Source organism: Amycolatopsis sp. NPDC004772, assembly GCF_053601215.1.
Window position 1 is genome coordinate 39,011 of the sequence record NZ_JBSGBK010000006.1, and the last position, 25,260, is coordinate 64,270.

Annotated in this window: 29 protein-coding genes; 13 read left to right on the top strand and 16 right to left on the bottom strand. The window is 71.4% G+C overall.

What is annotated here, in order from left to right:
• Position 1: 1 nt before the first annotated feature.
• From ACWEF6_RS05730 to ACWEF6_RS05745, 4 genes are all read right to left on the bottom strand, one after another.
• Entirely contained in the window at positions 2 to 913 is a 912-nt protein-coding gene (locus ACWEF6_RS05730) for a hypothetical protein (protein ID WP_449681837.1), read from the bottom strand.
• Positions 914 to 1,090: 177 nt separating this feature from the next.
• Positions 1,091 to 1,960 (bottom strand): lysozyme, encoded by an 870-nt coding sequence (locus ACWEF6_RS05735; protein ID WP_449681838.1) that lies wholly within the window; start codon positions 1,958 to 1,960, stop codon positions 1,091 to 1,093.
• 193 nt (positions 1,961 to 2,153) lie between these two features.
• Positions 2,154 to 2,954, bottom strand: coding sequence for a lysozyme (locus ACWEF6_RS05740; protein WP_449681839.1), 801 nt, complete (start codon positions 2,952 to 2,954; stop codon positions 2,154 to 2,156).
• 104 nt (positions 2,955 to 3,058) lie between these two features.
• Positions 3,059 to 3,763, bottom strand: a complete 705-nt coding sequence (locus ACWEF6_RS05745; RefSeq protein ID WP_449678208.1) for a type VII secretion system-associated protein — start codon at positions 3,761 to 3,763, stop codon at positions 3,059 to 3,061.
• Positions 3,764 to 3,819: 56 nt separating this feature from the next.
• Between ACWEF6_RS05745 and ACWEF6_RS05750 the strand changes: the two genes are divergently transcribed.
• A complete protein-coding gene (locus tag ACWEF6_RS05750) occupies positions 3,820 to 4,200 on the top strand; it encodes a sterol carrier family protein (RefSeq protein WP_449681840.1) in 381 nt (126 codons plus the stop codon).
• A 25-nt stretch (positions 4,201 to 4,225) separates the two neighbouring features.
• Here the strand turns inward: ACWEF6_RS05750 and ACWEF6_RS05755 are convergent, their stop codons facing one another.
• Positions 4,226 to 5,023 carry an SAM-dependent methyltransferase gene (locus ACWEF6_RS05755; protein ID WP_310969466.1) on the bottom strand — a complete coding sequence of 266 codons (798 nt, stop codon included), beginning with the start codon at positions 5,021 to 5,023 and terminating at the stop codon, positions 4,226 to 4,228.
• A gap of 200 nt (positions 5,024 to 5,223) precedes the next feature.
• On the opposite strand from ACWEF6_RS05755, the gene ACWEF6_RS05760 reads away from it, so the two are divergent.
• The 6 genes from ACWEF6_RS05760 (at position 5,224) to arfB (ending at position 10,102) form a co-directional block, all read left to right on the top strand.
• Positions 5,224 to 6,102 (top strand): helix-turn-helix domain-containing protein, encoded by an 879-nt coding sequence (locus ACWEF6_RS05760; RefSeq protein ID WP_449681841.1) that lies wholly within the window; start codon positions 5,224 to 5,226, stop codon positions 6,100 to 6,102.
• Between the two features lie 259 nt (positions 6,103 to 6,361).
• Positions 6,362 to 6,601: a DUF397 domain-containing protein gene (locus ACWEF6_RS05765; protein ID WP_310969464.1), complete on the top strand. Its 240-nt coding sequence runs from the start codon at positions 6,362 to 6,364 to the stop codon at positions 6,599 to 6,601.
• Positions 6,588 to 6,893, top strand: a complete 306-nt coding sequence (locus ACWEF6_RS05770; RefSeq protein WP_310969463.1) for a hypothetical protein — start codon at positions 6,588 to 6,590, stop codon at positions 6,891 to 6,893. The genes ACWEF6_RS05765 and ACWEF6_RS05770 overlap by 14 nt, the downstream gene beginning before the upstream one ends.
• Positions 6,894 to 7,011: 118 nt before the next feature.
• Positions 7,012 to 8,538: an amidophosphoribosyltransferase gene (gene purF / locus ACWEF6_RS05775; RefSeq protein WP_310969462.1), complete on the top strand. Its 1,527-nt coding sequence runs from the start codon at positions 7,012 to 7,014 to the stop codon at positions 8,536 to 8,538.
• A 28-nt stretch (positions 8,539 to 8,566) separates the two neighbouring features.
• Positions 8,567 to 9,637: a phosphoribosylformylglycinamidine cyclo-ligase gene (gene purM / locus ACWEF6_RS05780; protein ID WP_310969461.1), complete on the top strand. Its 1,071-nt coding sequence runs from the start codon at positions 8,567 to 8,569 to the stop codon at positions 9,635 to 9,637.
• 48 nt (positions 9,638 to 9,685) lie between these two features.
• Positions 9,686 to 10,102, top strand: a complete 417-nt coding sequence (gene arfB, locus ACWEF6_RS05785; RefSeq protein ID WP_449681964.1) for an alternative ribosome rescue aminoacyl-tRNA hydrolase ArfB — start codon at positions 9,686 to 9,688, stop codon at positions 10,100 to 10,102.
• Here the strand turns inward: arfB and ACWEF6_RS05790 are convergent.
• The 3 genes from ACWEF6_RS05790 to ACWEF6_RS05800 all read right to left on the bottom strand — a co-directional run bounded on the left by ACWEF6_RS05790 (position 10,099) and on the right by ACWEF6_RS05800 (position 12,849).
• The gene (locus tag ACWEF6_RS05790; RefSeq protein ID WP_449681842.1) at positions 10,099 to 10,839 is read right to left on the bottom strand and encodes a GNAT family N-acetyltransferase; all 741 of its coding nucleotides are present in this window, start codon (positions 10,837 to 10,839) and stop codon (positions 10,099 to 10,101) included. The two genes, arfB and ACWEF6_RS05790, sit on opposite strands and share 4 nt — an antisense overlap.
• Before the next feature lie 176 nt (positions 10,840 to 11,015).
• Positions 11,016 to 11,672, bottom strand: coding sequence for a VanZ family protein (locus tag ACWEF6_RS05795; RefSeq protein WP_449681843.1), 657 nt, complete (start codon positions 11,670 to 11,672; stop codon positions 11,016 to 11,018).
• A gap of 268 nt (positions 11,673 to 11,940) precedes the next feature.
• Positions 11,941 to 12,849 carry a Gfo/Idh/MocA family protein gene (locus tag ACWEF6_RS05800; protein WP_449681844.1) on the bottom strand — a complete coding sequence of 303 codons (909 nt, stop codon included), beginning with the start codon at positions 12,847 to 12,849 and terminating at the stop codon, positions 11,941 to 11,943.
• Positions 12,850 to 12,926: 77 nt separating this feature from the next.
• On the opposite strand from ACWEF6_RS05800, the gene ACWEF6_RS05805 reads away from it, so the two are divergent.
• From ACWEF6_RS05805 to ACWEF6_RS05820, 4 genes are read left to right on the top strand one after another with little or no spacing between them, the layout of a single operon-like run.
• A complete protein-coding gene (locus ACWEF6_RS05805; protein ID WP_449681845.1) occupies positions 12,927 to 13,550 on the top strand; it encodes a hypothetical protein in 624 nt (207 codons plus the stop codon).
• The gene (locus ACWEF6_RS05810) at positions 13,540 to 14,604 is read left to right on the top strand and encodes a CbiQ family ECF transporter T component (protein WP_449681846.1); all 1,065 of its coding nucleotides are present in this window, start codon (positions 13,540 to 13,542) and stop codon (positions 14,602 to 14,604) included. The genes ACWEF6_RS05805 and ACWEF6_RS05810 overlap by 11 nt, the downstream gene beginning before the upstream one ends.
• Positions 14,601 to 16,211 carry an ABC transporter ATP-binding protein gene (locus ACWEF6_RS05815; RefSeq protein ID WP_449681847.1) on the top strand — a complete coding sequence of 537 codons (1,611 nt, stop codon included), beginning with the start codon at positions 14,601 to 14,603 and terminating at the stop codon, positions 16,209 to 16,211. The genes ACWEF6_RS05810 and ACWEF6_RS05815 overlap by 4 nt, the downstream gene beginning before the upstream one ends.
• A 43-nt stretch (positions 16,212 to 16,254) precedes the next feature.
• Entirely contained in the window at positions 16,255 to 17,076 is an 822-nt protein-coding gene (locus ACWEF6_RS05820; protein ID WP_449681848.1) for an ECF transporter S component, read from the top strand.
• Here ACWEF6_RS05820 and ACWEF6_RS05825 read toward each other — a convergent pair.
• A complete protein-coding gene (locus ACWEF6_RS05825) occupies positions 17,067 to 17,921 on the bottom strand; it encodes a 3-hydroxybutyryl-CoA dehydrogenase (protein WP_449681849.1) in 855 nt (284 codons plus the stop codon). The genes ACWEF6_RS05820 and ACWEF6_RS05825 overlap by 10 nt on opposite strands.
• A gap of 126 nt (positions 17,922 to 18,047) precedes the next feature.
• On the bottom strand, positions 18,048 to 18,242 hold the full coding sequence (locus ACWEF6_RS05830) for a DUF3073 domain-containing protein (protein ID WP_091319261.1): 195 nt from the start codon (positions 18,240 to 18,242) through the stop codon (positions 18,048 to 18,050).
• 207 nt (positions 18,243 to 18,449) lie between these two features.
• Between ACWEF6_RS05830 and ACWEF6_RS05835 the strand changes: the two genes are divergently transcribed.
• On the top strand, positions 18,450 to 19,346 hold the full coding sequence (locus tag ACWEF6_RS05835) for a hypothetical protein (RefSeq protein ID WP_449681850.1): 897 nt from the start codon (positions 18,450 to 18,452) through the stop codon (positions 19,344 to 19,346).
• 419 nt (positions 19,347 to 19,765) lie between these two features.
• Here the strand turns inward: ACWEF6_RS05835 and ACWEF6_RS05840 are convergent, their stop codons facing one another.
• The 3 genes from ACWEF6_RS05840 to ygfZ are packed head-to-tail and all read right to left on the bottom strand — an operon-like array spanning position 19,766 to position 22,438.
• A complete protein-coding gene (locus ACWEF6_RS05840) occupies positions 19,766 to 20,698 on the bottom strand; it encodes an asparaginase (protein ID WP_449681851.1) in 933 nt (310 codons plus the stop codon).
• Positions 20,695 to 21,258, bottom strand: a complete 564-nt coding sequence (locus ACWEF6_RS05845) for an RsiG family protein (RefSeq protein ID WP_191315250.1) — start codon at positions 21,256 to 21,258, stop codon at positions 20,695 to 20,697. The genes ACWEF6_RS05840 and ACWEF6_RS05845 overlap by 4 nt, the downstream gene beginning before the upstream one ends.
• 49 nt (positions 21,259 to 21,307) lie before the next feature.
• Positions 21,308 to 22,438: a CAF17-like 4Fe-4S cluster assembly/insertion protein YgfZ gene (gene ygfZ, locus ACWEF6_RS05850; RefSeq protein ID WP_449681852.1), complete on the bottom strand. Its 1,131-nt coding sequence runs from the start codon at positions 22,436 to 22,438 to the stop codon at positions 21,308 to 21,310.
• A 31-nt stretch (positions 22,439 to 22,469) separates the two neighbouring features.
• Here ygfZ and ACWEF6_RS05855 point away from each other — a divergent pair, with 31 nt between their 5' ends.
• Entirely contained in the window at positions 22,470 to 23,318 is an 849-nt protein-coding gene (locus tag ACWEF6_RS05855; protein WP_449681853.1) for an aminodeoxychorismate lyase, read from the top strand.
• Here ACWEF6_RS05855 and ACWEF6_RS05860 read toward each other — a convergent pair.
• The 3 genes from ACWEF6_RS05860 to ACWEF6_RS05870 form a co-directional block, all read right to left on the bottom strand.
• On the bottom strand, positions 23,297 to 23,722 hold the full coding sequence (locus tag ACWEF6_RS05860) for a hypothetical protein (RefSeq protein ID WP_449681854.1): 426 nt from the start codon (positions 23,720 to 23,722) through the stop codon (positions 23,297 to 23,299). The two genes, ACWEF6_RS05855 and ACWEF6_RS05860, sit on opposite strands and share 22 nt — an antisense overlap.
• Positions 23,723 to 23,820: 98 nt before the next feature.
• Complete coding sequence (locus ACWEF6_RS05865) at positions 23,821 to 24,666, bottom strand: 5-oxoprolinase subunit C family protein (RefSeq protein WP_449681855.1); 846 nt, start codon at positions 24,664 to 24,666, stop codon at positions 23,821 to 23,823.
• Entirely contained in the window at positions 24,663 to 25,259 is a 597-nt protein-coding gene (locus ACWEF6_RS05870; RefSeq protein ID WP_449681856.1) for a 5-oxoprolinase subunit B family protein, read from the bottom strand. The genes ACWEF6_RS05865 and ACWEF6_RS05870 overlap by 4 nt, the downstream gene beginning before the upstream one ends.
• Between the last annotated feature and the right edge of the window lies 1 nt (position 25,260).

Here is a 25,260-nt window from a genome sequence, read left to right on the forward strand (position 1 = left end):
CTCAGGACACCAGCATCGTGCTGACGCAGAAGCCCTTTTTGTCGAAGTTCGTCGCGCTCAGCGTGCCCTTGACCGGCTTGCCGGCGGACGTCCCGGTGACCTCGCCCTCGACCAGGTACTTGTCGGCGGGCACGTCACCGAGCTGCAGCTGCAGCGGCGGCTTGAGGAACGTCTCGAGCCACGAGCTGAGCAGCTGCTTCGAGTCGGCGCAGCCCAGCGCGACGGCGCCGGCGTTGTCGCCCGCGTTCAGCTTGTCGATGAAGCCCTGCAGCACGACCTTGGCGTCCGCGCCGCCCCCTTCGCTGCCGGACGGGGTCTTCGAGGTGGTCGGCTTCTTGGACGTCGGCTTCGGCGTGGACGGCTTGGCCGACGTGCTCGACGACGGGGCCGCGGCCGTGTTCGTGTCGTCCTTCGAGAGGAAGAAGCCGGGCGCGACGAAGCCGGTGATGCCGACCAGGGCGAGGATGACGACCACGGCGGAGCCGATGGCGATCCACATCCCGGTCTTGCTCTTCTTCGGCGGCGCGGGCGGCCCGCCGAAGCCCTGCGTGTAGCCGCCGGTCGCCGGGTCCCAGCCGGACACCTGGCCGGCCGCGTTCGGGTCCCAGGCCTGCTGGCCGTACTGCTGCGCGTTCGGGTCCGCCCACGCCGACTGCTGCCCCTGCTGCTGCGCGTACGGGTCACCCCAGGCCGGCTGCGGGTTGGCCGGGAAGCCGCCCGAGGGGTAGCCCTGCTGCTGGTTCGGGTCCCAGCCCTGCGGGTACTGCTGCGTCGGGTACGGCTGTTGCTGCTGGTTGGGGTCCCACCCGCCCTGCTGCGGGAAGCCGCCGGACGGGGGCTGCTGGCCGTAGGGGTTCGGCTGGCCGTACGGGTCGGGCTGGCCGGGCTGGCCCGGCTGAGGCGGGTAGGTCATCTGTCCATGCCTTCCGGGCGCTGGGTGTTCGTGCGCTTCCGACGTCCGGTGGAGGCGTGCGGTTCCCCCGGGGACGTGGCTGCGGCGTTCTGCAAGCTCGGACGGTACGGCATGGAACCGGCTCCCGGATCACGACAGCGCGAACCTGTCACGATCCGGGAGCCGGGTGGGGGTGGATCAGCCGTTGGCCAGTGCCTGGAGCCGGTCGTAGGCACCGTTGAAGGTGTCCTGGTCGAGCGGGCTCGAGGTGTACTGCCAGACGGTGTAGAAGCCCCAGTTGTAGGGCAGGGTGCCCACCGACGACGCGTACCGCGCGACCCACAGCGGGGCCGTGCTGGAGAAGTCACCGCTCACGCAGCTGCTCCACCAGCTCTGCGACGTGTAGATCACCGGGTACCGGCCGGTCAGCGAGTGGTAGGTGTCGTGGAAGTCGAGGATCCACGACGTCATCCCCGCCTTGCTCAGCCCGTAGCAGGTCGCGCCGTACGGGTTGTACTCCATGTCCAGTGCGCCGGGCAGCGTCTTGCCGTCCTTGGACCAGCCGCCGCCGTGGGCGACGAAGTACCGGGCCTGCGCCGCGCCGCTCGAGGTGTTCGGCGTGGCGAAGTGGTAGGCGCCGCGGATGAAGCCCTGGTTGTAGGAGCCGTTGTACTGCTGGGCGAAGTACGGGTTGGTGTAGCTGGTGCTCTCCGTGGCCTTGGTCCAGACGAACCGCTTGCCCTGGTTCCACCAGTTCGCCCAGTCGACGTTGCCCTGGTAGCTGGCGACGTCCATGCCGGCCACGGTGGCCAGCACCTGGCCGGGGATGGCCTGACCGGGTTGCGGCTGCTGAGCCGCCTTCTGCGAGTCCGGGGTCGAGGAGTCGCCTTCGACGCGCCGGATCTGCGACCCCAGAGCGTGGTTGTTCTGCGCGATGTCCGCGTTGATCGCGGCCACGGGGTCGACTTCGGGGGAAAAGGTCGTCGCCTGCGCCGTGCTGCCGAGCAGGAGCAGCGCGGCCGGGACGGCCAGGGCAGCGAACAGCCGCCCTCTTCGGGAGGTGGACATCGTTGAATCCCTTCACGGAAACCCTCGCGATGGGCGGCTTACTTGCAGGTAGCCGCCCGAGCACGATTGTTAGGGACGAAGTGGCGTTTGTCACTCACTTCCGTGAAATTGGGTATACGTGTGGGTGATTTTCCTGGGAAGAAGATCGTTAATTGGTGACGAGTTAACACCTATTATTGGACAGTTGCGCCGTTCAGCCCAGCGCCAGGGCCAGCAGGCGGTCCGCCGAGCCGTTGAACCAGTTCTGGTCGCCGGGCAGGGTGCCGCGGTCGGCGAACTGCCAGATCGTGTGGATGCTCCAGCCGGACGGCAGTTCGCCGATGAAGCTGTTGTAGCGCGCGATCCAGAGCGGGTTGGCGCCGAACCCGCCGTTGTTCGCGGTGCACCGCTTCCACCAGCTCGTCGACGTGTAGATCGTCGGGTGGCGGCCGGTCGCCGCCAGGTAGGTGTCCGAGAAGGCCCGGATCCAGGCGACCATGCCCGCGGCGTCCTTGCCGTAACACGTTTCGCCGTACGGGTTGTACTCCGCGTCGAGCGCGCCGGGCAGCGTCTTGCCGTCCTTCGACCAGCCGCCGCCGTGGGCCAGGAAGTACCGCGCTTGCGACGCGCCGTCGGAGATGTCCGGCCGCGCGAAGTGGTAGGCCCCGCGGATCAGGCCCGCTTGGTAGGAGCCGTTGTACTGCTGCGCGAACTGCGGGTTCACGAACCCGGTGCCCTCGGTCGCCTTGACGTAGACGAACTTGGCGCCCGACCCCGCCGCGCCGGGCCAGTCGACCGGCCCCTGGTGCCCGCTGACGTCGTGCCCGAGCACCTGGTCTTCCCCGTCGTACAACACGTCGGGCCCTTCGCCGACGCCCTCGACCGCGGCGATCTGCGAACCCGCGTAGTGCTCCTCGGCGCCGGCGTACGGGTCGGCCGCCTTCGCCGGCGCCTGCCCGGCCACGAGCAGGACGGACGCGAGGGCGGCGGCGAAGGGCAGCGAACGTCTTTTCACCCTCTTGCTCCCCACCGATCTCGTCAGACTTCTTCAGTCTCACGATGCACCGGCGCCGCCGGATCGGCGAGTCGATGATCACTCGATGGGGTTAAACCCGCAGGTCAGCGCCGCTCGTCCGCGATGGCCTTCAGCAGGTGCTCGGCCGGCACGACGGCCGTGATGAGGTCGTGCGGGTTGATCGCGACCGGGTGCCCGCCGAGCAGGTCGACGATGTCGCGGCCGACCACGGCCCGCGCGTGCGGCCACTCGCGCGGCACCAGCGACTTGCGGGTGTAGGCCGGCACCATCACCCGGCCGTCGGCGTTGTGGAAGCCGATGACGGTCCGCTGCACCGGCGACATCGCGTAGACGAACAGCGTCGCGTCGAGGACGACCTTCGGCAGGTCCGACGGCGGGCGGTGCTCGGTGCGGACGAGCTGCAGCAGGTGCTCGAGGTCGTTGGCCGGGTCCGGGAAGCCGAGCGCCTTGGGCGAGGGCCGGTAGCGGTCGTTGGGGTGGAAGTCGGCGACGACGTCGCCGGCGCCGTTCACCGGGTACGCGCCGACGACCGCCCACGACGGCACCGGGCCGTTCGGGTCGAAGGCCTCGTCGATGACGTAGAGCCAGCTGTTGGGATTGGCGCGGGCGTTCGAGCGCATCTCCGCGGTGATCTCGGGCGTGCCGTGCTTGCCGGTGCGCCGCGCCTGCTGGCCCTCGCGCCGGGCGGCCCGGTTGTGCTTGCCGTGCCTGCCGGGGCGATCGGCTCCGCTTCCGGTGGGCTGCTGCGAAACCATCCGATCCGCCTCGTCCCGCTGCGCCATCGTCATCCCCACGTTCTCGGGTGTGCCTGCCAAGTCTTGGTGCGCCACTCTACTGTTTGCCCATGGCCTCTTCGCGTTCGGTCGACCCCGGACAGTTACGTGCGGCGGTGCTGGCGATTTCCCCGTGGCTGCAGGGCGATGCGCCCGATCCGGCGCGCCCGGAGCTGGCCGCGGCGGTGCGCCTGTCCCTGCGCGCGCTGGCGGCCGACGCACCGGGCCGGACGGTCGAGGTGCGGGTGCCGCCGTTCGCCGCGGTGCAGTGCGTGGAAGGACCGCGGCACACCCGCGGCACCCCGCCGAACGTGATCGAGACGGACCCGCGCACGTGGCTCGAGCTGGCCACCGGGCGACTGGACTGGACCACGGCCGTGGCCGGCGGCCGGGTGTCCGCGTCGGGCACCCGGGCCGATCTGTCGCACTGGCTCCCGCTGCTGCGCGTCTGACAACCGGTGGGGACCGGAGGCTGTCCTACGGCTTGCGGCCGACGCCGCCGGCGATGGTCCGCTGGGCCACGTTGAGGTCCTTGAGCCGCGGGCCGTCCGGCCACCAGTCGGCGCAGCGGACCACGCCCGGGGGCACCATTTCGAGACCCGGGAACAGGTCCTCGATCTCCTTCTGCTTCCGGAAGGTGCCCGAGCCCATCGGGCTGTGCAGGAAGAAGTCCTCCATCCGGCGGGCGGTCGCGGAGTCCTCGTCCTCGGGGTCGAAGAAGTGCGAGAGCGCGACGAACGAGCCCGACGGCAGCGCGTCGACGTACTCCTTCATGATCTCCGCCGGCCGTTCCGCGGGGCCGTTGAAGTGGTGCAGCGTGCCCAGCTGGAGGAACGCGACCGGCTGCGAGAAGTCGATGTGCTGCCGGACGACCTCGTGCTCGAGGATCCGCTGCGGCTCGAAGATGTCCTCGGCGACGAAGTGGGTGTTCTCGTTCTCTTCGAGCAGGGCGCGGCCGTGGGCCAGCACGACCGGGTCGTTGTCGACGTAGACGACCTTGATCTCCGGGTTGATCCGCTGGACCACCTGGTGGGTGTTCTCGGCGGTCGGCAGGCCGGAGCCGCAGTCGAGGAACTGGGTGATGCCGGTCTGGCTGGCGAGGAAGCGGCAGGCGCGGATCAGGAAGCCCCGGTTTTCGAACGCGAGGTCCTGCGCCTCGGGAGCGGCCTTCTGCACCTTGTGCAGGACCTCCCGGTCGATCTCGTAGTTGTCCTTCCCGAGCAGGAAGGCGTCGTACACGCGCGCGATGCTCGCTCGGGTCGGGTCGACCCCCACGGGAACTCGTTCGGTCCGGGTCGCGGCGTCGGGCATGTTGAACCTCGCAAGTTCTGTGTCGAAAGTCTCGTACTCTACGTAGAGTAGGACTCCACACGCATGCGGTAAACCGGGTCACCTCTTTGCGCAGGACGGCCCAACGTGTACTTTCGGTAGTCGGGCTAGGACCCCCTGGTGACGTGAGCGCGGAAGGGCCGGGAATGAACGCGGTGAACGCGTCCGCAGGTGAACAGAACATCGGCCCGACGGCACGCCGCATGATCCTCGGGTCGCAGTTGCGCCGGCTCCGTGAAGAGGCCGGCATCACCCGTCAGCAGGCCGGTTACAACATCCGCGGGTCCGAGTCGAAGATCAGCCGGCTCGAGCTGGGCCGGGTCGGGTTCAAGGAACGCGACGTCACCGACCTGCTGACGATGTACGGCGTCGAGGACCCGAACGAACGCCGGGCGTTCCTCGACATGGTCAAGCAGTCGAACGAGCCGGGCTGGTGGCGGCGCTTCGGCGACACCATGCCGAACTGGTTCACCGACCTCGTCGGCCTCGAAGAAGCCGCGGCGCGAATCCAGATCTGGGAGCCGCTCTACGTGTCGGGCCTGCTCCAGATCGAGCCGTACGCGCGGGCGATCTTCAGCCACGGCCGTTCGGAGATGGCCGACGAGCGGGTCGACCAGCTGGTCGCGCTCCGGATGCGGCGGCAGAAGATGTTCAGCAGGCCGGACGCCCCGCGCGTGTGGATGGTGCTCGACGAGTCCGTGCTCCATCGCCCGATCGGCGGGATGAAGGTCCTCAAGCAGCAGCTCGAATACCTGCTCGAGATGAGCGCGCTGCCGCACGTTTCGATCCAGATCCTGCCGTACTCGCGCAGCGGCCTGTCCGCGGAACACGCGTTTTCGCTGCTGCGCTTCGGTGAACCGGAATTGCCGAACATCGCCTACGTCGAGTACATGACCGGCGCGCACTACATCGAGAAGCGCGAAGAGATCGAAAAGTACAGCCGTGCGCTGGACATGCTGGCGGTCGACGCGGAGACGCCGGAGCGGAGCCGGTCGATGCTGGGCAAGCGCCGGCAGGAGATCTAGAAACCTGGCCCGAGCTGGATCCGGGGCGCCGCCATGCCCCGGTGATCGGTGACTGCCGGTAGCTATTAGGCCGTTCGGGAAAGTATCTATCACCCGATAGGTTAACCGGGGTCGCGCCGTTCTTTACCGTCCGAGAACTTTGCAAGAAATTCTGCACGTGCATTTACCGTTGCAGGCACACGTGCTAGCCTCCGATACGCGGGCAAATGCACATGCATCTGCATTGCCCCCAGAGTTTTCCGCATCGAGAGGTGGGAACATGGCTGAGCGATTCGAGAACGGCATCCCGGCCGATCGGCTGTCCGGTGCCCAGTGGCGCAAGGCGAGCTACAGCGGTGCCTACGGCAACTGCGTGGAGGTCGCGCCGCTGTCCAACGGGGAGATCGCGATGCGCAACTCGCGGTTCCCCACCGGCCCGGCGCTCGTCTACACGCGGGCCGAGATGGCGGCGTTCCTCGCGGGTGCGAAGGACGGTGAATTCGACGATGTCCTCGGCTGAGGCCGTCGCCACCGTCTTCGACATCGAGACCGGACTGCAGGAGCTGGTGGCCCGCGGCTACCAGTTCGTCCACCCCGCCGACGAGCTCGGCGAGGTCCTCGCCGTCGTCGGCGTGCGGGTGCACGACGACGTGGTGGACGTGGTCCGGCTCAACGCCGAGGACGACGTCGTGGCGACCAGGATGCCCGGCTCGGAAGAGAACATCTTCGAGCCGGAGCGGTGGCTGTGGCGCCGCCGCGGAGAAGGTGCGCAGGTGCTGACGGAGATCCTTTCGCTGCCGGATGCGTGCTAGACGTGCAGGCTTGCGGGCCCCGTCCGAAGTGGTCAGAACCACGTCGGGCGGGGCCTGACGCATGTCGGCACCGTCTACACTGAAACCGGCCTGACCACGTCTTCCCAGGAGCTCCTCGGTGGTTTCCGACCCGCAGCTCGTGTCCGACCAGCCCGAACCGGAACCCCGTGAGGAGTGTGGCGTCTTCGGCGTCTGGGCTCCCGGGGAAGAAGTCGCGAAGCTGACCTACTACGGCCTCTACGCCCTGCAGCACCGGGGCCAGGAGGCCGCCGGCATCTCCGTCTCCGACGGCTCGCAGATCGTGGTCTTCAAGGACCTCGGCCTGGTCAGCCAGGTGTTCGACGAGCAGATCCTGCAGTCGCTGCAGGGGCACATCGCCGTCGGGCACTGCCGGTACTCGACCACCGGCGCGACCATCTGGGAGAACGCCCAGCCGATCTTCCGCACCACCGAGACCGGCAGCGGCCTCTCCTTCGCGCACAACGGCAACCTGGTCAACACGGCCGAGCTGCGCGAACGCACCATCGAAGCGGGTCTCAAGCCGCACGCGGGCCTGACCGGCTCGTCGAGCGACTCGGACCTGATCTGCGGCCTGCTCGCCGCGAACGCCGCCGACAAGGGCATCGAGGCCGCGGCCATGGAGCTGCTGCCCACCCTCAAGGGCGCCTTCTGCCTGGTGTTCTCCGACGAGAACACGCTCTACGCGGCGCGTGACCCGCACGGCGTGCACCCGCTGGTGCTCGGCCGGCTCGAACGCGGCTGGGTCGTCTCGAGCGAGACGGCGGGCCTCGACATCGTCGGCGCGTCCTTCGTCCGCGAGGTCGAGCCCGGCGAGCTGATCGCGATCGACGCCGCGGGCCTGCGCTCGTCGCGGTTCGCGAACCCGGACCCCAAGGGCTGCGTCTTCGAGTACGTCTACCTCGCCCGCCCCGACACCACGATCGCCGGCCGCGGCGTGCACGCCACCCGCGTCGAGATCGGCCGCCGGCTGGCCAGCGAGCAGCCGGTCGAAGCCGACCTCGTGATGCCGGTGCCGGAGTCCGGCACCCCGGCCGCGATCGGCTACGCGCAGGGCTCGGGCATCCCCTACGGCACCGGCCTGGTGAAGAACGCTTACGTCGGGCGCACGTTCATCCAGCCGTCGCAGACCATCCGCCAGCTGGGCATCCGGCTCAAGCTGAACCCGCTGCGGGACGTCATCCGCGGCAAGCGCCTGGTCGTGGTGGACGACTCGATCGTCCGCGGCAACACCCAGCGCGCGCTCGTCCGCATGCTGCGGGAGGCCGGCGCGCTCGAGGTGCACGTCCGGATCGCGTCACCGCCGGTGCGCTGGCCGTGCTTCTACGGCATCGACTTCGCGTCGCGGGCCGAATTGGTCGCGAACGGCGTCGACCTCGACGGCATCCGGCGCTCGATCGGGGCCGACTCCCTGGGCTACATTTCCCTGGACGGCCTGGTCGCGGCGGCGGAACAGCCGAAGTCGCGGCTGTGCACGGCGTGCTTCTCGGGCGAGTACCCGATCCCGCTGCCGGAGGACGCGCTGATCGGAAAGCACCTGCTTGAAAGCCTGGACGCGGTCAATGGCGCGGCGACCCCCGTCAGTCCCGCCGGGTACGGTGCCGAAGACGCCGTCCGGCGTCCCTGAGTTCCTTCCAGTAGGGAGTCCGTCCACCGTGAGCGAGTCCACGAGCGCCACGTACGCCGCCGCCGGCGTCAGCATCGAGGCCGGCGACGAAGCCGTCGAGCTGCTCAAGCCGCACGCCGAGCGCGCGACGCGGCCCGAGGTCATGGGCGGCGTCGGCGGCTTCGCCGGGCTCTTCTCCCTGAAGCTCGACAAGTGGAAGGAGCCGGTGCTCGCGTCCTCGACCGACGGCGTCGGCACGAAGATCGCGGTCGCGCAGGCGCTCGACAAGCACGACACGGTCGGCATCGACCTGGTCGCCATGGTGGTCGACGACCTGGTCGTGACCGGTGCCGAGCCGCTGTTCCTGCAGGACTACATCGCCGTCGGCAAGGTGCACCCGGAGAAGATCGCCGCGCTGGTCGGCGGGATCGCCGAGGGCTGCGTCCGGGCCGGCTGCGCGCTGCTCGGCGGCGAGACGGCCGAGCACCCGGGCCTGATGGGCGAGCACGACTACGACATGTCGGCCACCGGCGTCGGCGTGGTCGAGGCGTCGCAGCTGCTGTCGCCGGAGAAGGTCCGCCCCGGTGACGTCGTGCTGGCCCTCGGCTCGTCGGGCCTGCACTCCAACGGCTACTCGCTGGCCCGGCACGTCCTGCTGGACATCGCCCGGATGCCGCTCGACGGGCACGTCGAGGAGTTCGGCCGCACCCTCGGCGAGGAGATGCTCGAGCCGACGCGGATCTACGCGAAGGACTGCCTGGCGCTCGCCGCCGAAACCGAGGTCCGGACGTTCGCGCACATCACCGGCGGCGGCCTGGAGGCCAACCTCGCCCGCGTCATGCCGCGCGGCCTGGTCGCCCGGCTCGACCGCGGCACCTGGAATCCGGCGCCGGTGTTCGCGCTGATCGGCCAGCGCGGCAAGGTCGAGCGGGCCGAACTGGAGAAGACGTTCAACATGGGTGTCGGCATGGTCGCGATCGTCGGCGCCGAGGACGTCGACCGGGCGCTGGCCATGCTGACCGCGCGGCACGTCCCGGCGTGGGTGCTCGGCGACGTCCAGCCCGCCGACGACGTCGACGGCCCGCGCGCGGTCCTCTCGGGTGACCACCCGCGGTTCTGAAACGCTCTTGCTCGCGGCTGTCACACTTGAGGGGTGGCAGCCGAAGACGTGGTGGTCGGCTCCCGGTTCACGATCCCGGGAGCCGAGTTGAGCGAGCGCTTTTCGCGGTCGTCCGGCCCGGGCGGGCAGGGTGTCAACACCACGGACTCGCGGGTCGAGCTGTCCTTCGACGTCGCTTCGTCGCCGTCGATCCCGGAGCACCTGCGTGACCGGGTTCTGACCGGCCTCGGCTCGCGGCTGGTCGACGGCGTCCTGACGATCGCCGCCAGCGAACACCGCTCCCAGCTGCAGAACCGCGAAGCCGCGCGGGGCCGGCTGGCGAACCTGCTGATGGACGCGTCGGCCCCGCCGCCCGCCAAACGGCGCCCCACGAAGCCGTCCCGCGGTTCGAAGGAACGCCGCCTGGCGTCGAAGAAGCGCCGGAGCGACGTGAAGAAAGGCCGCTCCGGCCGCTTCGACGACTAACTCAGTGACAGGTGCACGCACTCGCCCGCCGGCTGGTAGCCGACGCGGGCGTAGACGTTGCCGATCCCCAGGTCACCGGGGGTGAGGAACGCCGTGTGGGCGCCGGCCTCGTGCACCTCGCGGGTGAGGTGCGCGGTGAGCGCCGCCGCGATCCCGCGGCCGCGGTACGGCTCGAGCACGGCGATCCCGGCGATCTCGGTGGTGCCGTCGACGATTTCGAGCGCCAGCCCGCCGCCGACGACCACGCCGTCGTCTTCCGCGAGCAGGTGCCGCACGCCGGCTCCGAGACCGGTCTTCAGCTGTTCGACCTCGTCGTCACCGATTTCCGCGGGTTCGCCGAACGCGGTGTTCTGCGCGGCCCGCATCCGCCGGAAATCCTCATCGGACTCCGGCACGCGCAGCCGGATCCCCGCCGGGGCCGGCTGGTCGACCCGCTCGGCCGGCGCGCACGTCATCAACGGCACCCGCCGTTCGAGCTCGTACCCCGCTCCGACCAGCAGTTTCTCCAGGTCGGGAGCGACGTCGGTGAAGTACTCCAGCCGCGGGAGCAGGTCCCGCCGCCGGTAGGCCGCGGTCAGCGCGTCGATCTCGGCCGCCGTCGGCTGCGCGCCGTCGTCCGGGATCGCGTAGTTGAGCATCGGGTGCGGGGTGCCCGGCGAGTAGGTGGCGAGGAACGGGCCGACCTGCTCGGTTTCGCGGCCGCGGGGCGCGGTCGCGCGGACATAAGCCTGGATCATGGGAGCCTTTCGAAAGCACGTCAAGGAACCGCAGCCCTCATCACGGGCCTGCGGGCTGGTCGCTGGGCGTCGGGCCTAGCGGGGGCCGACGCCGGAGACGGCGCCAGGCATAGGCAGTCATTCCTTGAAGTCGAAGTGGCTCTTCCCGGCCATGATCGCACGGCCGGCAACCGGTTTTACTGACGTTCCGGGTGCGCGATGGCGGCGTAGCGGGTGTCCCACACCGATCTCGGCACCCGCAGCTTGAGCGTCGGAGCCGGGCAGATCGTGCGGCGTGGCAGCGGGATCGCCACCGGCGCCGGCGGGGCCGCGTCCAGCGCCCGCCAGCCGCGGCGGCTCAGCGCCGCCCCGAGCGTCGCGCCCGCCGTGTTGAGGAGGACGTCGTCGGCCGAGGTCACCCGCCCGGTGTGGATCAGATATTGCGTACCTTCCACCAGCACGGACGCGATCAACGCGGCCAGCGCGATCCGGAGCAGGGCCCGCAGCCGGCGGATCCGCAGCGGGAGCAGCGCGCCGAGCGGACCGAGCAGCAGGACGTTGCCGATCACCTGCCAGAGTGATCCGTCGCTGCTGAGCGCGGCAGCGACGTCGGCGCCCGGAACGAGGTCCAGCGTGCTCTCGCCGGAACCGCCGACAGGCATCGTGACCAGGCAAAACACCAGGAAGGCGACGAGGGAGGCAGCGCAGTCGACGGCGGCCGTCGCGCTCGCGCGGCGGGCGGCCATCCTCCGGCGGCGCCTCGCCGCGAGCAGTGGCCAGCCGAGCAGCGCGTACGGCAGCGCGATGGCCGAAATCGGAATCATCCCCCAGAAGGCGCGCAGCAGAGCTCCCATGCGCCTCCCTTCTCGAACCCCTCAAGACCTTCGGTGCGCAATACGAACGACCCCTTGCAAGATCACCTTCGCATCACGAGATCGACTCGGCATTCCGAGCGGACCGCACTATTCGGTGATCTTTCCGGTGGCGCCGGTTGTTCAACCGTGGTTCGGTCAGGGGACACACTGTCCACAGTGGAGGCTGTGGACAACCCTGTGGATGAATTCGGGGGACAAGTGTGAAAGTGTTGCGGCGCAAGGAAACGGCGTGAAACCGCCCTGTGTACTACTGCGCGGCGAGAGTGCGCGCCTGCTCGAGCAGCGCCTGCAGGTGCAGCCCGCGGCGGACGTCGCAGGGGTGCGTTGTCGTGCCGCTCGCGATCATGGCGGCGAAATCGTCGAGCAAAGCGGTGTAGGACTCCTGCGCCGAGCCCGGTTTGCGGCCCAGCGTCCGGTATCCGTGCTGGCCCCAGACCGCGACCTCGACGACGGTCGGCTGGACCGGCAGCCGCAGCGAGAGGGTGGCCGTGCTGATCACGCCGCCTTCGTGCGCCAGCATGAGGTGCCACAGGTCGCCGGGGCTCTGCCGGGCCGCGACCACCTCGGTGATCGGGCCGAGCGCGGCGTCCAGCATGTCGAGGGCGTGCGGGCCGATGTCGAACAGCGCGCCGCCGTCGTCCTGCCGCCATTCGGAGGTGGCGTACTGGCCGCCGAGCAGGCTGCCGGAGAGCCAGCGCGCGCCGCCGCCCGCCCAGCCGCCCGCCTGGGCGAGGCCGGCGAGCCACTCCTGCGTCTGCGCGGAGTAGCGCAAGGTCAGCATGACGAGCGCGGCCACCCCCGCGTCCGCGACCGCATCGGCCAGCCGGCGCGCGCCGTCGAGGTCCGCGGCGATCGGCTTCTCGAGGATCAGGTGCTTCCCGGCCTCGGCCGCGCGGACGCCCAGTTCGGCCTGGATCGACGGCGGAACGGCGAACGCGACCGCGTCCACCTGCTCGAACAGCTCCTCGACGCTCCCGGCGGTGGCCGCGCAGTGCGTCTCCGCAAGCGTTTGCGCCGCCTCCGGCCGCCGGGCCCAGACCGCGGTCAGCGCTGTGCCGGGGTGATCGGCCAGTCCGGGTGCGTGGATCGTCGTCGCCCACGGGCCGGCGCCGATCAGGCCGACGCGCAGCTGTCCGTCCGCGATGAGCTGTCCCACGGCCCGCAGTCTAGGTGTGTCCCGCATCGCTTCGGAACCGCACCTGCGGCGGGCCCCGGCCTGGTTAAAGTGCCTGCATGATCGCCTCCCGCTTCGCCGTTGTCTGCGCTCTCCTGTTCGGGGCCGCCTTCGTGGGTGCCGCACCCGCTTCGGCGGCGGGCACCGACGGGGCCTGCCCGGACGACGGCGGCGTGACGGTGGTCGTCGACTTCGGCGACCTCGGGCCGCAGCCGCTGATCCGTTGCGCCGCCGGGACACCCGCGAACGGCATCGCCGCCCTGCAGGAAGCCGGGATCGAGGTGGCCGGTTCGCAGAAGTACGGCCTCGCGGTGGCCTGCCGGATCAACGGCAAGCCCGGCCCCGACGTCGAGTCCTGCGCCGGGATGCCCTCGGCGACGGCGTACTGGAGCTACTGGCACGCCTCGGCCGGGGGCACCTGGACGTCGAGCCAGGAAGGCGCCCAGACGGCGAAGCCCACTCCGAACGGGTTCGAGGGCTGGGCGTTCGCGCGGCCGAAGTCGGCGAACGACCTGCCGTCGCCGCCGCGGGTGGCGCCGGTCCGCCAGGTGGCCACTCCGGCGCCCGCTCCCGCTGCCTCCGACGGTGGTTCGTTCCCGTGGGGCCTGGTGCTCGGAGCCGTCGTGATCGTGCTGGTCGGCTGCGCCGGGATCGTCGTCGCCCGGCGCCGGCGTGCGCAGTAGGGCGCTGCACCCCGGCGCCTGGTGGGCGTGGGCGCTCGCGCTGGCCGTCGCCGCCAGCCGGACGACGAACCCGCTGCTGCTCGGCCTGATCATCGCGGTCGCCGGGTTCGTCGTCGCGAACCGGCGGTCGGACGCGCCCTGGGCGCTGGCGTTCCGGCTGTACGTCTACGTCGGCGCGCTGATCGTCGCCACGCGCGTGCTGTTCCGGATCCTGATCGGCGGCGATGACGGCGGGCACGTGCTGTTCACGCTGCCGCGGATCCCGCTCGCCGCCGGGCTGTCCCTGTTCGGGCCGACGTCGGCGGAGGAGCTGCTCGGCGGCTTCTACGACGGCCTGCGGCTGGCGACGATGGTCGTCTGCATCGGCGCGGCGAACGCCCTGGCCAACCCGAAACGCCTGCTCAAGGCGGTTCCGGGCGCGCTGTACGAGGTCGGGACGGCGGTGACGGTGGCGTTGGCGGTCGCCCCGCAGCTCGTCGAGAGCGTGCAGCGCGTGCGGCGGGCCCGCCGGCTGCGGGCGGGGCGGAGTCGCGGGCTGCGGGCGGTCAAGGGCATCGTGGTGCCGGTGCTGGAGGACGCGATGGACCGGTCCCTGCGGCTGGCGGCCGCGATGGACTCCCGGGGCTACGGCCGCCGGGCGTACCTGAGTCCCCGCCTGCGGGTGCTGATCGCTGTCTGCGTCCTGGCCGGGCTGCTCGGTGTGTGCGTCGGCGTCTACGGCGTGCTGGACGGGACGTCGCCGTCCTGGCTCGGCGTGCCGTTGCTGGCGGCCGGGCTGGTGGTGGCGGTCGTGGGCTTCGTCCTCGGTGGGCGCCGGGTGCGGCGGACGGCGTACCGGCCGGACCCGTGGCGCTGGCCGGAGACGCTGGTCGTCGCGTCCGGCGTCGGGGCGTGCGTGCTGCTGTTTGCGACGGCCCGGATCGACCCGGGCCGGTTGTTCCCTTCGCTCAGCCCGCTGCGCTGGCCGGAGGTGTCCTGGGTGCACGCGGTGTCCGTGCTGGTCGCGGTGCTGCCGGCGGTCGTCGCACCCCCGGTTCGGGAGGTCGTCCGATGATCGAGTTCTCACGGGTCACGGTGACCTACCCGGACGCCGCCCGGCCGGTGCTGTCCGACGTGTCGCTGCAGATCGAAGAGGGTGAGTTGTGCCTGGTCGCGGGCCCGACGGGGGCGGGGAAGTCGACGTTCCTCGGCGCGATCAACGGGCTCGTCCCGCACTTCACCGGCGGCCGCCTGTCCGGCCGGGTCGTCGTGGGCGGTTTCGACACCGCTCGTCAGCCGCCCCGGGAGCTGGCCTCGGTCGTCGGCGTCGTCGGGCAGGACCCCCTCTCCGGGTTCGTGACGGACACCGTCGAGGAGGAACTCGCGTACGCGATGGAGCAGCTGGCGGTGCCGCCGGACGTCATGCGCAAGCGCGTCGAGGAAACCCTGGACCTGCTGGGCATCGCGGACCTGCGCAACCGTCCACTTCGGACACTGTCGGGCGGCCAGCAGCAGCGCGTGGCGATCGGCTCGGTCTTGACGGCCCACCCGTCGGTGGTCGTGCTGGACGAGCCGACGTCGGCCCTGGACCCGACGGCGGCGGAGGACGTCCTCGCGGCGATCACGCGCCTGGTGCACGACCTGGGGACGACGGTGATCGTGGCGGAGCACCGGATGGAGCGGGTGGCCCAGTACGCGGACCGGCTGCTGTACCTGCCGGGCGACGGCTCGGTCCGCTCGGGACCGCCGGCCGAGATCCTGGCGACGTCGCCGATCGCGCCCCCGATCGCCGAGCTGGGGCGGCTGGCGGGCTGGTCGCCGCTGCCGCTGTCGGTCCGGGACGCGCGGCGGCTCGCGGCGCCGCTGCGTGCCCGTCTCTCAGGGCATCTTCCGAAATTGTCGGTGGTGGGTCGTAGCCTCTCGGTGACCGGTTCGGCACTGGATGTGAGAGGGGTGGTGGTCCGATACGGAGATGTCCTGGCGGTACGTGGGGTGAGCCTGCGTGTCGGACCGGGAGAGGTGGTCGCGCTGATGGGACGCAACGGCTCCGGCAAGTCGTCGCTTCTCTGGGCGGTGCAGGGCAGTGGCCCGAGGTCGGCGGGGAAGGTCGACGTCGGTGGCACGGACCCGGCGTCGCTCAAGCCACGAGTGGCCCGTCAGCGCGTCGGCCTGGTCCCGCAGACCCCGGCCGACCTGCTGTACCTCGATTCGGTGGACGCCGAGTGCGCACAGGCGGACACCGAGTCGGAGGTGCCGGCGGGAACGGCCCGGGGCCTGCTGGACAGGCTGGCTCCCGGAGTCGCCGGTGAAGCGCACCCCGGCGACCTCTCGGAAGGGCAGCGACTGGCGTTGGTGCTGGCGATCCAGCTGGCGTCGGCCCCACCGGTGGTCCTGCTCGACGAGCCGACCCGCGGCCTCGACTACCACGCAAAAAGGCGCTTCGCGGCGGCCCTGCGAGAGCTGGCCTCGCAGGGCCACGCGGTAGTGCTGGCCACCCACGACGTCGAGTTCGTGGCAACGGTGGCCACCCGGGTGGCGGTCATGGCCGACGGCGAGGTGGTAGCGGACGGCCCCACGAAGGAGGTCGTGGTCGCCTCACCGGCCTTCGCCCCGCAGGTGGCCAAGATCCTGGCCCCCGAGCGCTGGCTGACGGTCGACGAGGTAGCCGAGGCACTGGCATGAGCAAGTGCCCGTGCGACCGCGTCCCGGCCGAGGTGACCCGGACATGACCGACTTCCTCAGACCCCGCACAGTCCGCCTGACCCCACGGCCCGCGTCGGTCCTCACCGTCGCGAGCCTCCTCGGCATGGCCATGTTCTGCTGGCCCCTGCTCGCCCACCCCCAGCCGACCGCGGCCGCGCACACCGCCGATGCCCCGTTCGTCTTCATGGCGACCCTGCCGGTGCTCATCCTGGTCGTGCTCGCCGAGCTGTCCCGGGGCGGCATCGACGCCAAAGCGCTCGCCCTCCTCGGCGTGCTCTCGGCCGTCAACGCCGGGCTTCGGCCGCTCAGCGCGGGGACCGGCGGCATCGAGCTGGTCTTCTTCCTGCTCGTGCTCGCCGGCCGCGTCTTCGGGCCCGGGTTCGGGTTCGTGCTCGGGTCGACGTCACTGTTCACGAGCGCGCTGCTCACCGCCGGGGTCGGGCCGTGGCTGCCGTTCCAGATGCTCGCGTCGTCACTGATCGGGCTCGGGGCCGGCCTGCTGCCGCGGAAACCGCGGGGCAAGGCCGAGGTCGCCATGCTGGTCGGCTACGGCGTCTTCGCGGCCTACTTCTTCGGCATGCTGATGAGCCTGTGGTCGTGGCCGTTCCTCGCCGGGGACAGAACGCAGCTCGGCTTCGTGCCCGGTGCGCCGCTCCTCGACAACCTTCGCCGGTTCGCGACCTACACCGTCCTGACGTCGACCCTCGGCTGGGACACCGGCCGCGCGATCACCAACGCGGTCGCCATCGTCCTGCTCGGGCCGGCCGTCCTGGCGGTGCTGAGGCGCGCCGCCAGGCGGGCCGCCTTCGAGGCGCCCGTGACCTTCGACCGCGGTCAGCTGTAGGAGTAGAAGCCCCGGCCGGTCTTCTTGCCGAGCAGGCCCGCGTCCACCATGCGCAGCAGCAGCGGCGGCGACGAGTACAGCGGCTCCTTGAACTCCGCGTACATCGAGTCCGCGATGGCCTTGATCGTGTCCAGCCCGATCAGGTCGGACAGGCGCAGCGGGCCCATCGGGTGCGCCGTGCCCAGCTCCATGCCGCGGTCGATGTCTTCGGCCGAGGCGAAGCCCGACTCGATCATCCGGATCGCCGAGAGCAGGTACGGCACCAGCAGCGAGTTCACGATGAACCCGGCGCGGTCCTGCGAGCGGATGACGGTCTTGCCCAGCGCCGTCGTCGCGTGCTCCTCCGCGCGGCGGGCCGTCTCCTCGCTGGTCAGCAGCGAGGGCACCAGCTCCACCAGCGGCAGCACCGGCACCGGGTTGAAGAAGTGGATGCCGACCACCTGCTGCGGCCGGCCCGTCGCCATGCCCAGCTTCATGATCGGGATCGACGACGTGTTGGACGCGAACAGCGCGTCCTCGGCCTCGACGATCTTGTCCAGCTGGCGGAAGACGTCGACCTTCGCCTGCTCCTGCTCGAGGATCGCCTCGATGACCAGTTCGCGGTCGGCGAACTCGGCGATGTCCGTCGTGAACCGGACCCTGCCGAGGGCCGCGTCGGCGTCCTCGGCCGAGAGCTTGCCGCTCTTGACGCCGCGTTGCAGCGACTTCTCGATGCGCGCCTTGCCAGCGTCGAGCGCCGGCTGGTTCACCTCGGTGATCACGACGTCCAACCCGGACCGCGCGTGCACCTCGGCGATGCCGGACCCCATGAGGCCCGCCCCGACGACTCCAACCCGACTTACCACCGGCTCACTCCTTCGTCCGCTTCGCCGACCCGCACGCCCTGTTTGGACAGCATTGTGGGCAGCACGCAGCGCGCGAGGGCGGTCGCCGGGTGGTGCCCGGCTACGCCCTCGCGCGGTTACGCGTGCTCAACGACGGTACTCGTCGTACCCGTCGTCGTACGGGTCTTCATACCGGCTGTCGGCAGAGTCCTCGTGGTGGTTGTCACTGGAGGAGTTACTCGACAGCTCGCGCTGCAAAGCATCGAAGTCGGTCTCGTGCGAGCTGTACTTGAGCTCACGCGCCACCTTCGTCTGCTTGGCCTTAGCCCGGCCGCGCCCCATGGCTCGACCCCCTCGCACAGGGGCGGGGCGGCCGGGGGAATCGGCGGCCCCGCATCGTCTCGACAATTCTTTCCTGCTCACACCGTACCGTGTCCGGGGGGTTCGATGCGACGTGGCACGGTGTGCCGGTCGCGACAGTGTTCGCCGGACACCGGTTACCGGCCGGTCGGTGACGATCGGTGCAGGTAGACGTGCCACGATCTACCCGTGCTCCGTCCCTTCGTGGCTTACCTGCGGGTGTACGAACCCCTGCTCGCCCTGGGCGATCCGCCGGACGAACGGCTGCGTGCGGCCGTCGCGGCGGCCAAGCTGCGGCGGACGGACGCGGGAGCGCGCGAGCAGGCCATGTGGCTCAAGTCACAGGTGGCCGCCCCCCGGCGACTGCTGCCGGCCGAGCTCGCGGACGGCCGTCCGGCGCCGAGCCTGCTGACCGACGTCCTGGTCCTCGACCCCGCTGAAGTGCCCGGAGGCAAAGCCGAGAACGGGCCCTTGGTCTGCCCGCTGGAGTTGCGAGCCCGCTCGGCGGCGGCCCTGGTCACCTTCCTCGGCGACGCCCACCCGGCGCTGAAGAACGTCGTCCTCGACGAAGGCGGCTTCACCCAGGAGACGATCCGCGCCCGGACGAAGTCGGCGATGGCGGACCTGACCACGTCGGCGGCGCACACGTTGTCGACGACCTGGACGGTGCCGCTGCCGTGGTTCGTGCTGATCGAGCCGGAGGAGCGCCGCCTGGTCCTCGGCAACGGCCGCGCCGACCCCCAGCGAGAACTGTCTTGGCGCGCCACCCTCGCCGACGCCCAGCACCGCGCCCGCGAGGCAGGCGACCTGCTGGAGCAGACCTTCGGCGACTCGGGGCCGGGCCGAGTGCTGTTCGAGACGCGCCGCTGGCTGGACAACTTCCACGAAGACTCGGTGATCGAGCTCGACTACGGCGGCCTGGTCCAGCTGTTCACCGACCCGGTCCTGGAGGCCGACAACACAGCCGACGAGGTCCACGACATCTTGGACGCCCTACGCTCGGGCAACGTCGAGGAGCTGGCCGAGCTGTTCTCGGACCTGCGCGAGTTCTGGGGCGATGTGGCCGCCCGCGAGCGCGCCAACTAGTGGACAACCGGACGGCAAGGGCGGCTCTCCGCCCCGAAACTGTCGGTGCCCACCGGTAGCGTGGAAAACGGGGGCTGCTCAGCCACGGACCGCCGCGTGCTGCGCTGACCAGCGGCCGCAACGCTCGGTCGGCCCGCAGCTGCGACAGAGGGGCGGCCGAGGGCTCCGGCGGCGCGGCGGAGGCGGCCAGCGGGGTTCGGCGGCGCGGCGGAAGTGGCCGGCGGGTTCGGCGGTGCAGCCAGGGTGGGTCGGCGGGTTCGGCGATGCAGTCAGGCGGCGCGGCGGGCCCGGCTGGCGGGTTCGACGGCGCGGCCAAGGTGACGCGGCGGAGGCGGCCAGCGAGGTTCGGCGGCGCGGCAGCAGGCGGGTGGCAGCGCGAGAAGCGGCCAACGCGGCACGGCGGAGGCAACCAGCCAGCGTCAGCGCAACTCCGGCACTCGGATCTCGCCCACCGGCTGCCCGCCACCCAAGACCGGCGGGTGTGCCAGCTCTTCCAGACCCGACACATCCACCCCCAGGTACCGCAGCGCCGTCACCGCCAGTGGTGCGCAGGCCCGCTTCGCGCCGTCGTCCATCTTGATTGCCGCCGCGAAGCCGTCCGGCAGTGCGAATGCCTGGACGCCCTCCGCGCCCGCCTTGGCCACCAGACCCTCCACACCGGACATCAGTGCCGTGTCCTCGCGGCCCGTTCCCGCCACCAGCCACGGATTTGCCCGCATCGCCGACGCCACCTCCGCCGAAGGGCCCTCCGACGCCGCCGCGATCCGGCCGAACGCGCGCGCCAACCCCGTCAGGGAGAACGCGAACAACGGTGCTCCACAGCCGTCGACACCCGTGTGGGCGATCGGCTCACCCACAAGCGACGACACGACCTCAGCGAGGTGCTGTTGCAGCGGGTGGTCCGGCTCGGCATACCCCGGCACCGGCCAGCCCGCCCGGACGCACGTCGTCAGCATGGCCGTGTGCTTGCCCGAACAGTTCATCATCACCCGCCGGGGCTCGGCCGCGTCGCGCATGCTCGGCAGGTGCAACGGGAAGTCCGGCGGGCACGCCAAGTCGGTCTCGCTCAGGCCCGCCGCCGAAAGCAGCTCCAGGACCCGCTTCACGTGCCCCGGCTCGCCCGAATGCGAGGCGCACGCCAGCGCCAGGTCCTCGCCCGTGAAATCCAGCCCCGCGCGCAGCATGCCGACCGCCTGCAGCGGCTTGTTCGACGACCTCGGGTACACCGGCGAAACCACGTCACCCAGCGCCAGCCGGACCGCGCCCTCCGGGCCGGTGATCACCAACGCGCCCCGGTGGACGCTTTCGACGAAACCCGACCGCACGACTTCGGCGAGCACCGGGTTGCTCACTCGCCGCGGCCGCCTTCGTTCTCCAGCAGCTCGTCCACTGTGGCCGAGCCCTGCTGGTAGCGCTTCGCGATCTCCGCGTTCAGCGTGTCCATCACGCCTTGGACCTCGCGGCGGAACGAAGACACCGACAGCTCTTCGCGCGCGTACGTGTCCAAAGCGGAAGCGAGCTTCTCGTCCGACAGGGACCCGACGTCGGTCAGGTCCGTGTCGCCGATCAGGGCCTCCGCGTGCCGGCGGTGCTCGCCGGCGCGGGACGGCTCCAGCTGCTGGTGCCGGCCCGAGCCCGCCGCCGGGCCCAGTGCGTTGTCCGCCAGGATCGTCGCCAGCTGGTCGACGATGCTCGCTTCGCCGCCCGAGCTGCGCCGGGCCTGCTCCGCGCGCACGATGTCGATCCGGGCGTGCAGGAGACGGCGCAGGTAGGACAGGTCGGTCTCTTCCTGCGCGGCTTCGTCACGCCGCTCGCGCAGCACGTTCAGCGGCAGTTCACCCAGGCCGCTGAGGTACCCCGGGCCGAGCACGCGGTCGATCCGCCGCCTGCCACCGGGCCGCACTTCGATCACAGCGCAGTTTATCCCGGTTGAGCGTGATCTCGCTGTCAGGGGCTTTCGTTCAGCCACGGAGTTGCGCTGCTGCCGCACGGCCCGGCGCGGGCTGTTCCGCGGGCACCGAGTCGGGGTCGATCGCCGCCTGGACGAGGTTGTCCTCCGACCCCGCCAGCAGCTCCGCGCCCACCGGTGTCGACCGCTTGACCAGCGCCAACGCGATCGGGCCGAGCTCGTGGTGCTGGATCACCGTGCCGATCCGGCCGACCGTCCGGCCGTCGAGCAGCAGCGGGTCGCCGGTCTCCGGGGTGACCTCGGGGGAGCCGTCGAGGTGCAACAGCAGCAAGTTCCGCGGCGGGCGTCCCACGTTGTGGACCTTCGACACCGTTTCCTGGCCGCGGTAGCAGCCCTTCGCCACGTGCGCGGCCGAGCCGACCCAGCCCACCTCGTGCGGGATCGTGCGGTCGTCGGTGTCGACGCCCAGCCGCGGCCGGACCGACTCGACGCGCAGCGCGTCGAACACCCAGCTGCCCGCCGCCCGCGCGCCCGCGTCCGTCAGCCGCTGCCACCAGTCCGCCAGCGCCGCGCGCGGCACCGCCAGGTCGACGCTCCACCGGCCGGGCCACGGCATCCGGCGCGCGAAGCCGCCGCCCGGCAGCGCCGCCACGGCGTACGGCTCGGGGCCGACCTCGGCGCCGACCGCGCTCAGCACGCGCTCGGCGTCCGGGCCGAGCACGGTGAGCAGCGCCAGTTCGCCCGTCGCGTCCCGGATGTCCACCTTGGACCAGAACTTCATCGCCTCGAGGTACTCGTGCAGCGTCTGGGGACCGCCCTTGGGCAGTGCGCTCGTCACGTGCGTGCCGGCGTCGGTGTCGAGGTAGACCGTGCCGTCGAGGTGCGCCAGCACCATGTGCGTCTCGACCCGGCCCTGGCTGTCGAGGACCAGCGCCTCGGTGCCGGAGCCCTCGGCCAGGCCGGTCACGTGCTGGGAGATCACCAGATGCAGCCAGGACAGCCGTTCTTCGCCGGTCACGGCGAGGAACTCGCGGTGCGACCGGTCGATCACGACCACGCTGCGCGAGGCCGTGCGCTGCTCCGCGAAGGGGTCTCCCCAGTGCCAGGGGACGCCGGCTTCGGGGTGGTCGTCGGGGGCGGGGATCGATCCGGGCACGTCCAGCAGCGGCGAGCGGTACGGCATACCGCCCAGCCTAGGTGAGTACGGTGTCGGCATGCGCGTGCTCGTCTTCCTCGACGGAACCCCGGCCGACCCCGATGTGGCCCAGATCAAGGTCGACGACCTCGGGCTGCTGCGCGGCGACGGCGTCTTCGAGACGATCCTCGTCGTCGACGGCGAGCCCCGCGAGCTTCGGCCGCACCTCGACCGGCTGGCCCGTTCGGCGGCCATGCTCGACCTCCCCGAGCCCGACCTCGCGGCCTGGGAACGGGTCGTTTCGCGGGTGCTCGAAAGGTGGGCCGGCGGCCCCGAAATGGTGCTGAAACTGGTGTACACGAGGGGATCCGACGGCGATCCGGCCGCGGCGCCGACCGGTTTCGCGCTCGGTTCGGAGGTCGCCCCGGCGATCCTCAAGGCCCGCGCCGAAGGCGTCGCCGCGATCACCCTCGAGCGCGGTTTCCCGCCGGATCTCGCCGAGCGCGCGCCCTGGCTGCTGCTCGGCGCGAAGCCGCTGTCCTACGCGATGAACATGGCCGCCGTGCGGGAGGCGGGCCGCCGTGGAGCCGAAGATGTGATTTTCACCGCGGCCGACGGATCGATCTTCGAAGGCCCGACCTCGACCGTCGTGCTCGCGAAGGGGCGGACGCTCTACACGCCGCCGTCGAGCATCGGGATCCTGCCGGGTACCACCCAGGCCGCGCTGTTCCGCGGCGCCGAGAAGGCGGGCTGGGCGATCAAAGTGGAGCCGCTGACCGTGCGCGACCTCGTCGAGGGCGACGGCGTCTTCATGGCCTCCAGCGTCCGCAAGCTGACCCGGGTGCACACCCTCGACGGCGAGCGCCTGCCCGATTCCCGAGCGGTGTACGCCGAGCTCGTCGCGGCCTACGACGGCGAATACGCCTGACCCTGGGTGATCCGGACGACGGCGGGGGCGACCTCTTCGGCGCGGTAGGCGGCGATCTTGTGGTGGCCGTCGATGATCAGCTCGCGTTCGCCGTCGGCCAGTACCACCGCGACCGGCCGGTGCCCGGTGCGGATGGCCGTCCGGTAGTAGCCGACGCGGGCCTCGTCCGACGGCGGCCAGGCGTCGGTCGGCGTGAGCAGCTGGTCTTCCGGGAGCCGCTCCGGGCCGCTCACCCGGTAGTCGCCGTCGACGAGCAGGTCGAGCACCGGCCCGAGCGTGGTGGCCAGCGGACGGCGCAGCTGCCCGGTGGCCAGCGCGATCCGCAGCGATTGCGGCAGCTCCGCCCGCGCCCGTGCGTTCACGTCGAGGAAACCCGCGCCACCGCTGATCGTCACCTGTTCCACGCTTATGAGGACGGGCGACGGCGCGACATGGTTCCGGCCCCTACCCGGACGGGTGCACCGGGTGACCCGGGTCTCACCCGCGCGGCGGTACGCCTTGCTCAGGAAGGCCGGAACCGGATTCGGGTACCCGGCCGAGCCTGCGCGAGGGCGCTCAGCGCGGTCGTTTTCACGACGGCGGCGACCGGATAGCCGCCGGTCGTCGGGTGGTCGGCGAGGAACACCACCGGCAGCCCGCTCGGCGGCACCTGGATCGCGCCGGTGACGACGCCCTCGCTGGGCAGCTCGCCGTCGACGGCCCGCCGCAGCGGCGTCCCGTCCAGGCGCAGGCCGACGCGGTTCGACTCGGCCGTCACCGTCCAGCCCGCCGAGAGCCCGCCCGCCGGGTCGTCGAACCAGTCGTCGCGGGGGCCGAGCGTCACGGGCACCACGAGCTCACCGGGCGCCCGCACGGGCACGACGACGTCCGCGCCCGCGGGGATCCCCGGGGTGCCGAGCGGGAGCACGTCACCGCGGCTCAGCGGCGCCGGGCCGATGCCGGACAGGACGTCCCGGGACCGGCTGCCCAGCACCGGCTCGACCGCGATGCCTCCCGAGACGGCCAGGTAGCAGCGGAGACCGGCGGAAGGCGTCCCCAGCGTCAACGTCTGACCGGCACGAACAGCCAGTGGCGCGTGGGAGCCGGCCGGGCGGCCGTCGACCCGGACGTCGACCGCCGGGCCGGTGACCGCCGCCGTCACCGCGGCCGGGAACCGCACGGAGAGGCCGCCGAACAGCGCCTCGATGCCGGCCGCGTCCTCGGCGTTGCCGACGAGCCGGTTCGCCAGCCGCAGCGACACCTGGTCGAGCGCTCCCGATGGTGCGACCCCGAGGTGGGCGTACCCGGGCCGGCCGAGGTCCTCGACCAGCGCGTACCGCCCGGGGTCGAGCACCTCCAGGCTCCTCACCGGACGCTCCGGAAGCGCACGCGGTCCCCCGGCGCGAACAGTGCGGGCGGGTCCGCGTGGGGGTCGAACAGCGTGGCCGATGTGTGCCCGAGCAGCCGCCAGCCGCCCGGCGACTCGCGCGGGTAGACGCCGGTGAACTCGCCGGCGATCCCGACCGACCCGGCCGAGACGCAGGTGCGCGGCGTCTCCAGGCGTGGCTGCTGGAGCGGAGCTGGAAGCCCGGTCAGGTAGCCGAAGCCAGGTGCGAACCCGGTGAACGCGACCGTGTAACCGGCTTCGGTGTGCATCGAGACGACGGCTTCGGGCGAAATCCCGGCGTCGGCGGCGATCAGGGCCAGGTCCTCGCCGTCGTAGCGGACGTCGAGGGTCACTTCGCGCGGCTCGCCCGCGGGCGGGTGCGTGAGATCGGCGGCTTCGAGCAGGGCCCGCACGGCCGCGACGCCGCCGACGACGAGCAGGCTGCGCGCGCCCGGCACGAGGTCGACGACCCCGGGCGGCCGGGCGGCGAGCACGGTCGCGTGGGCGGCCCGCAGCTGGTCCGGCGAGTCGCAGTCGAGCAGGGCGGCGTCCTCGCCGCACCGCCGCCAGCGCACG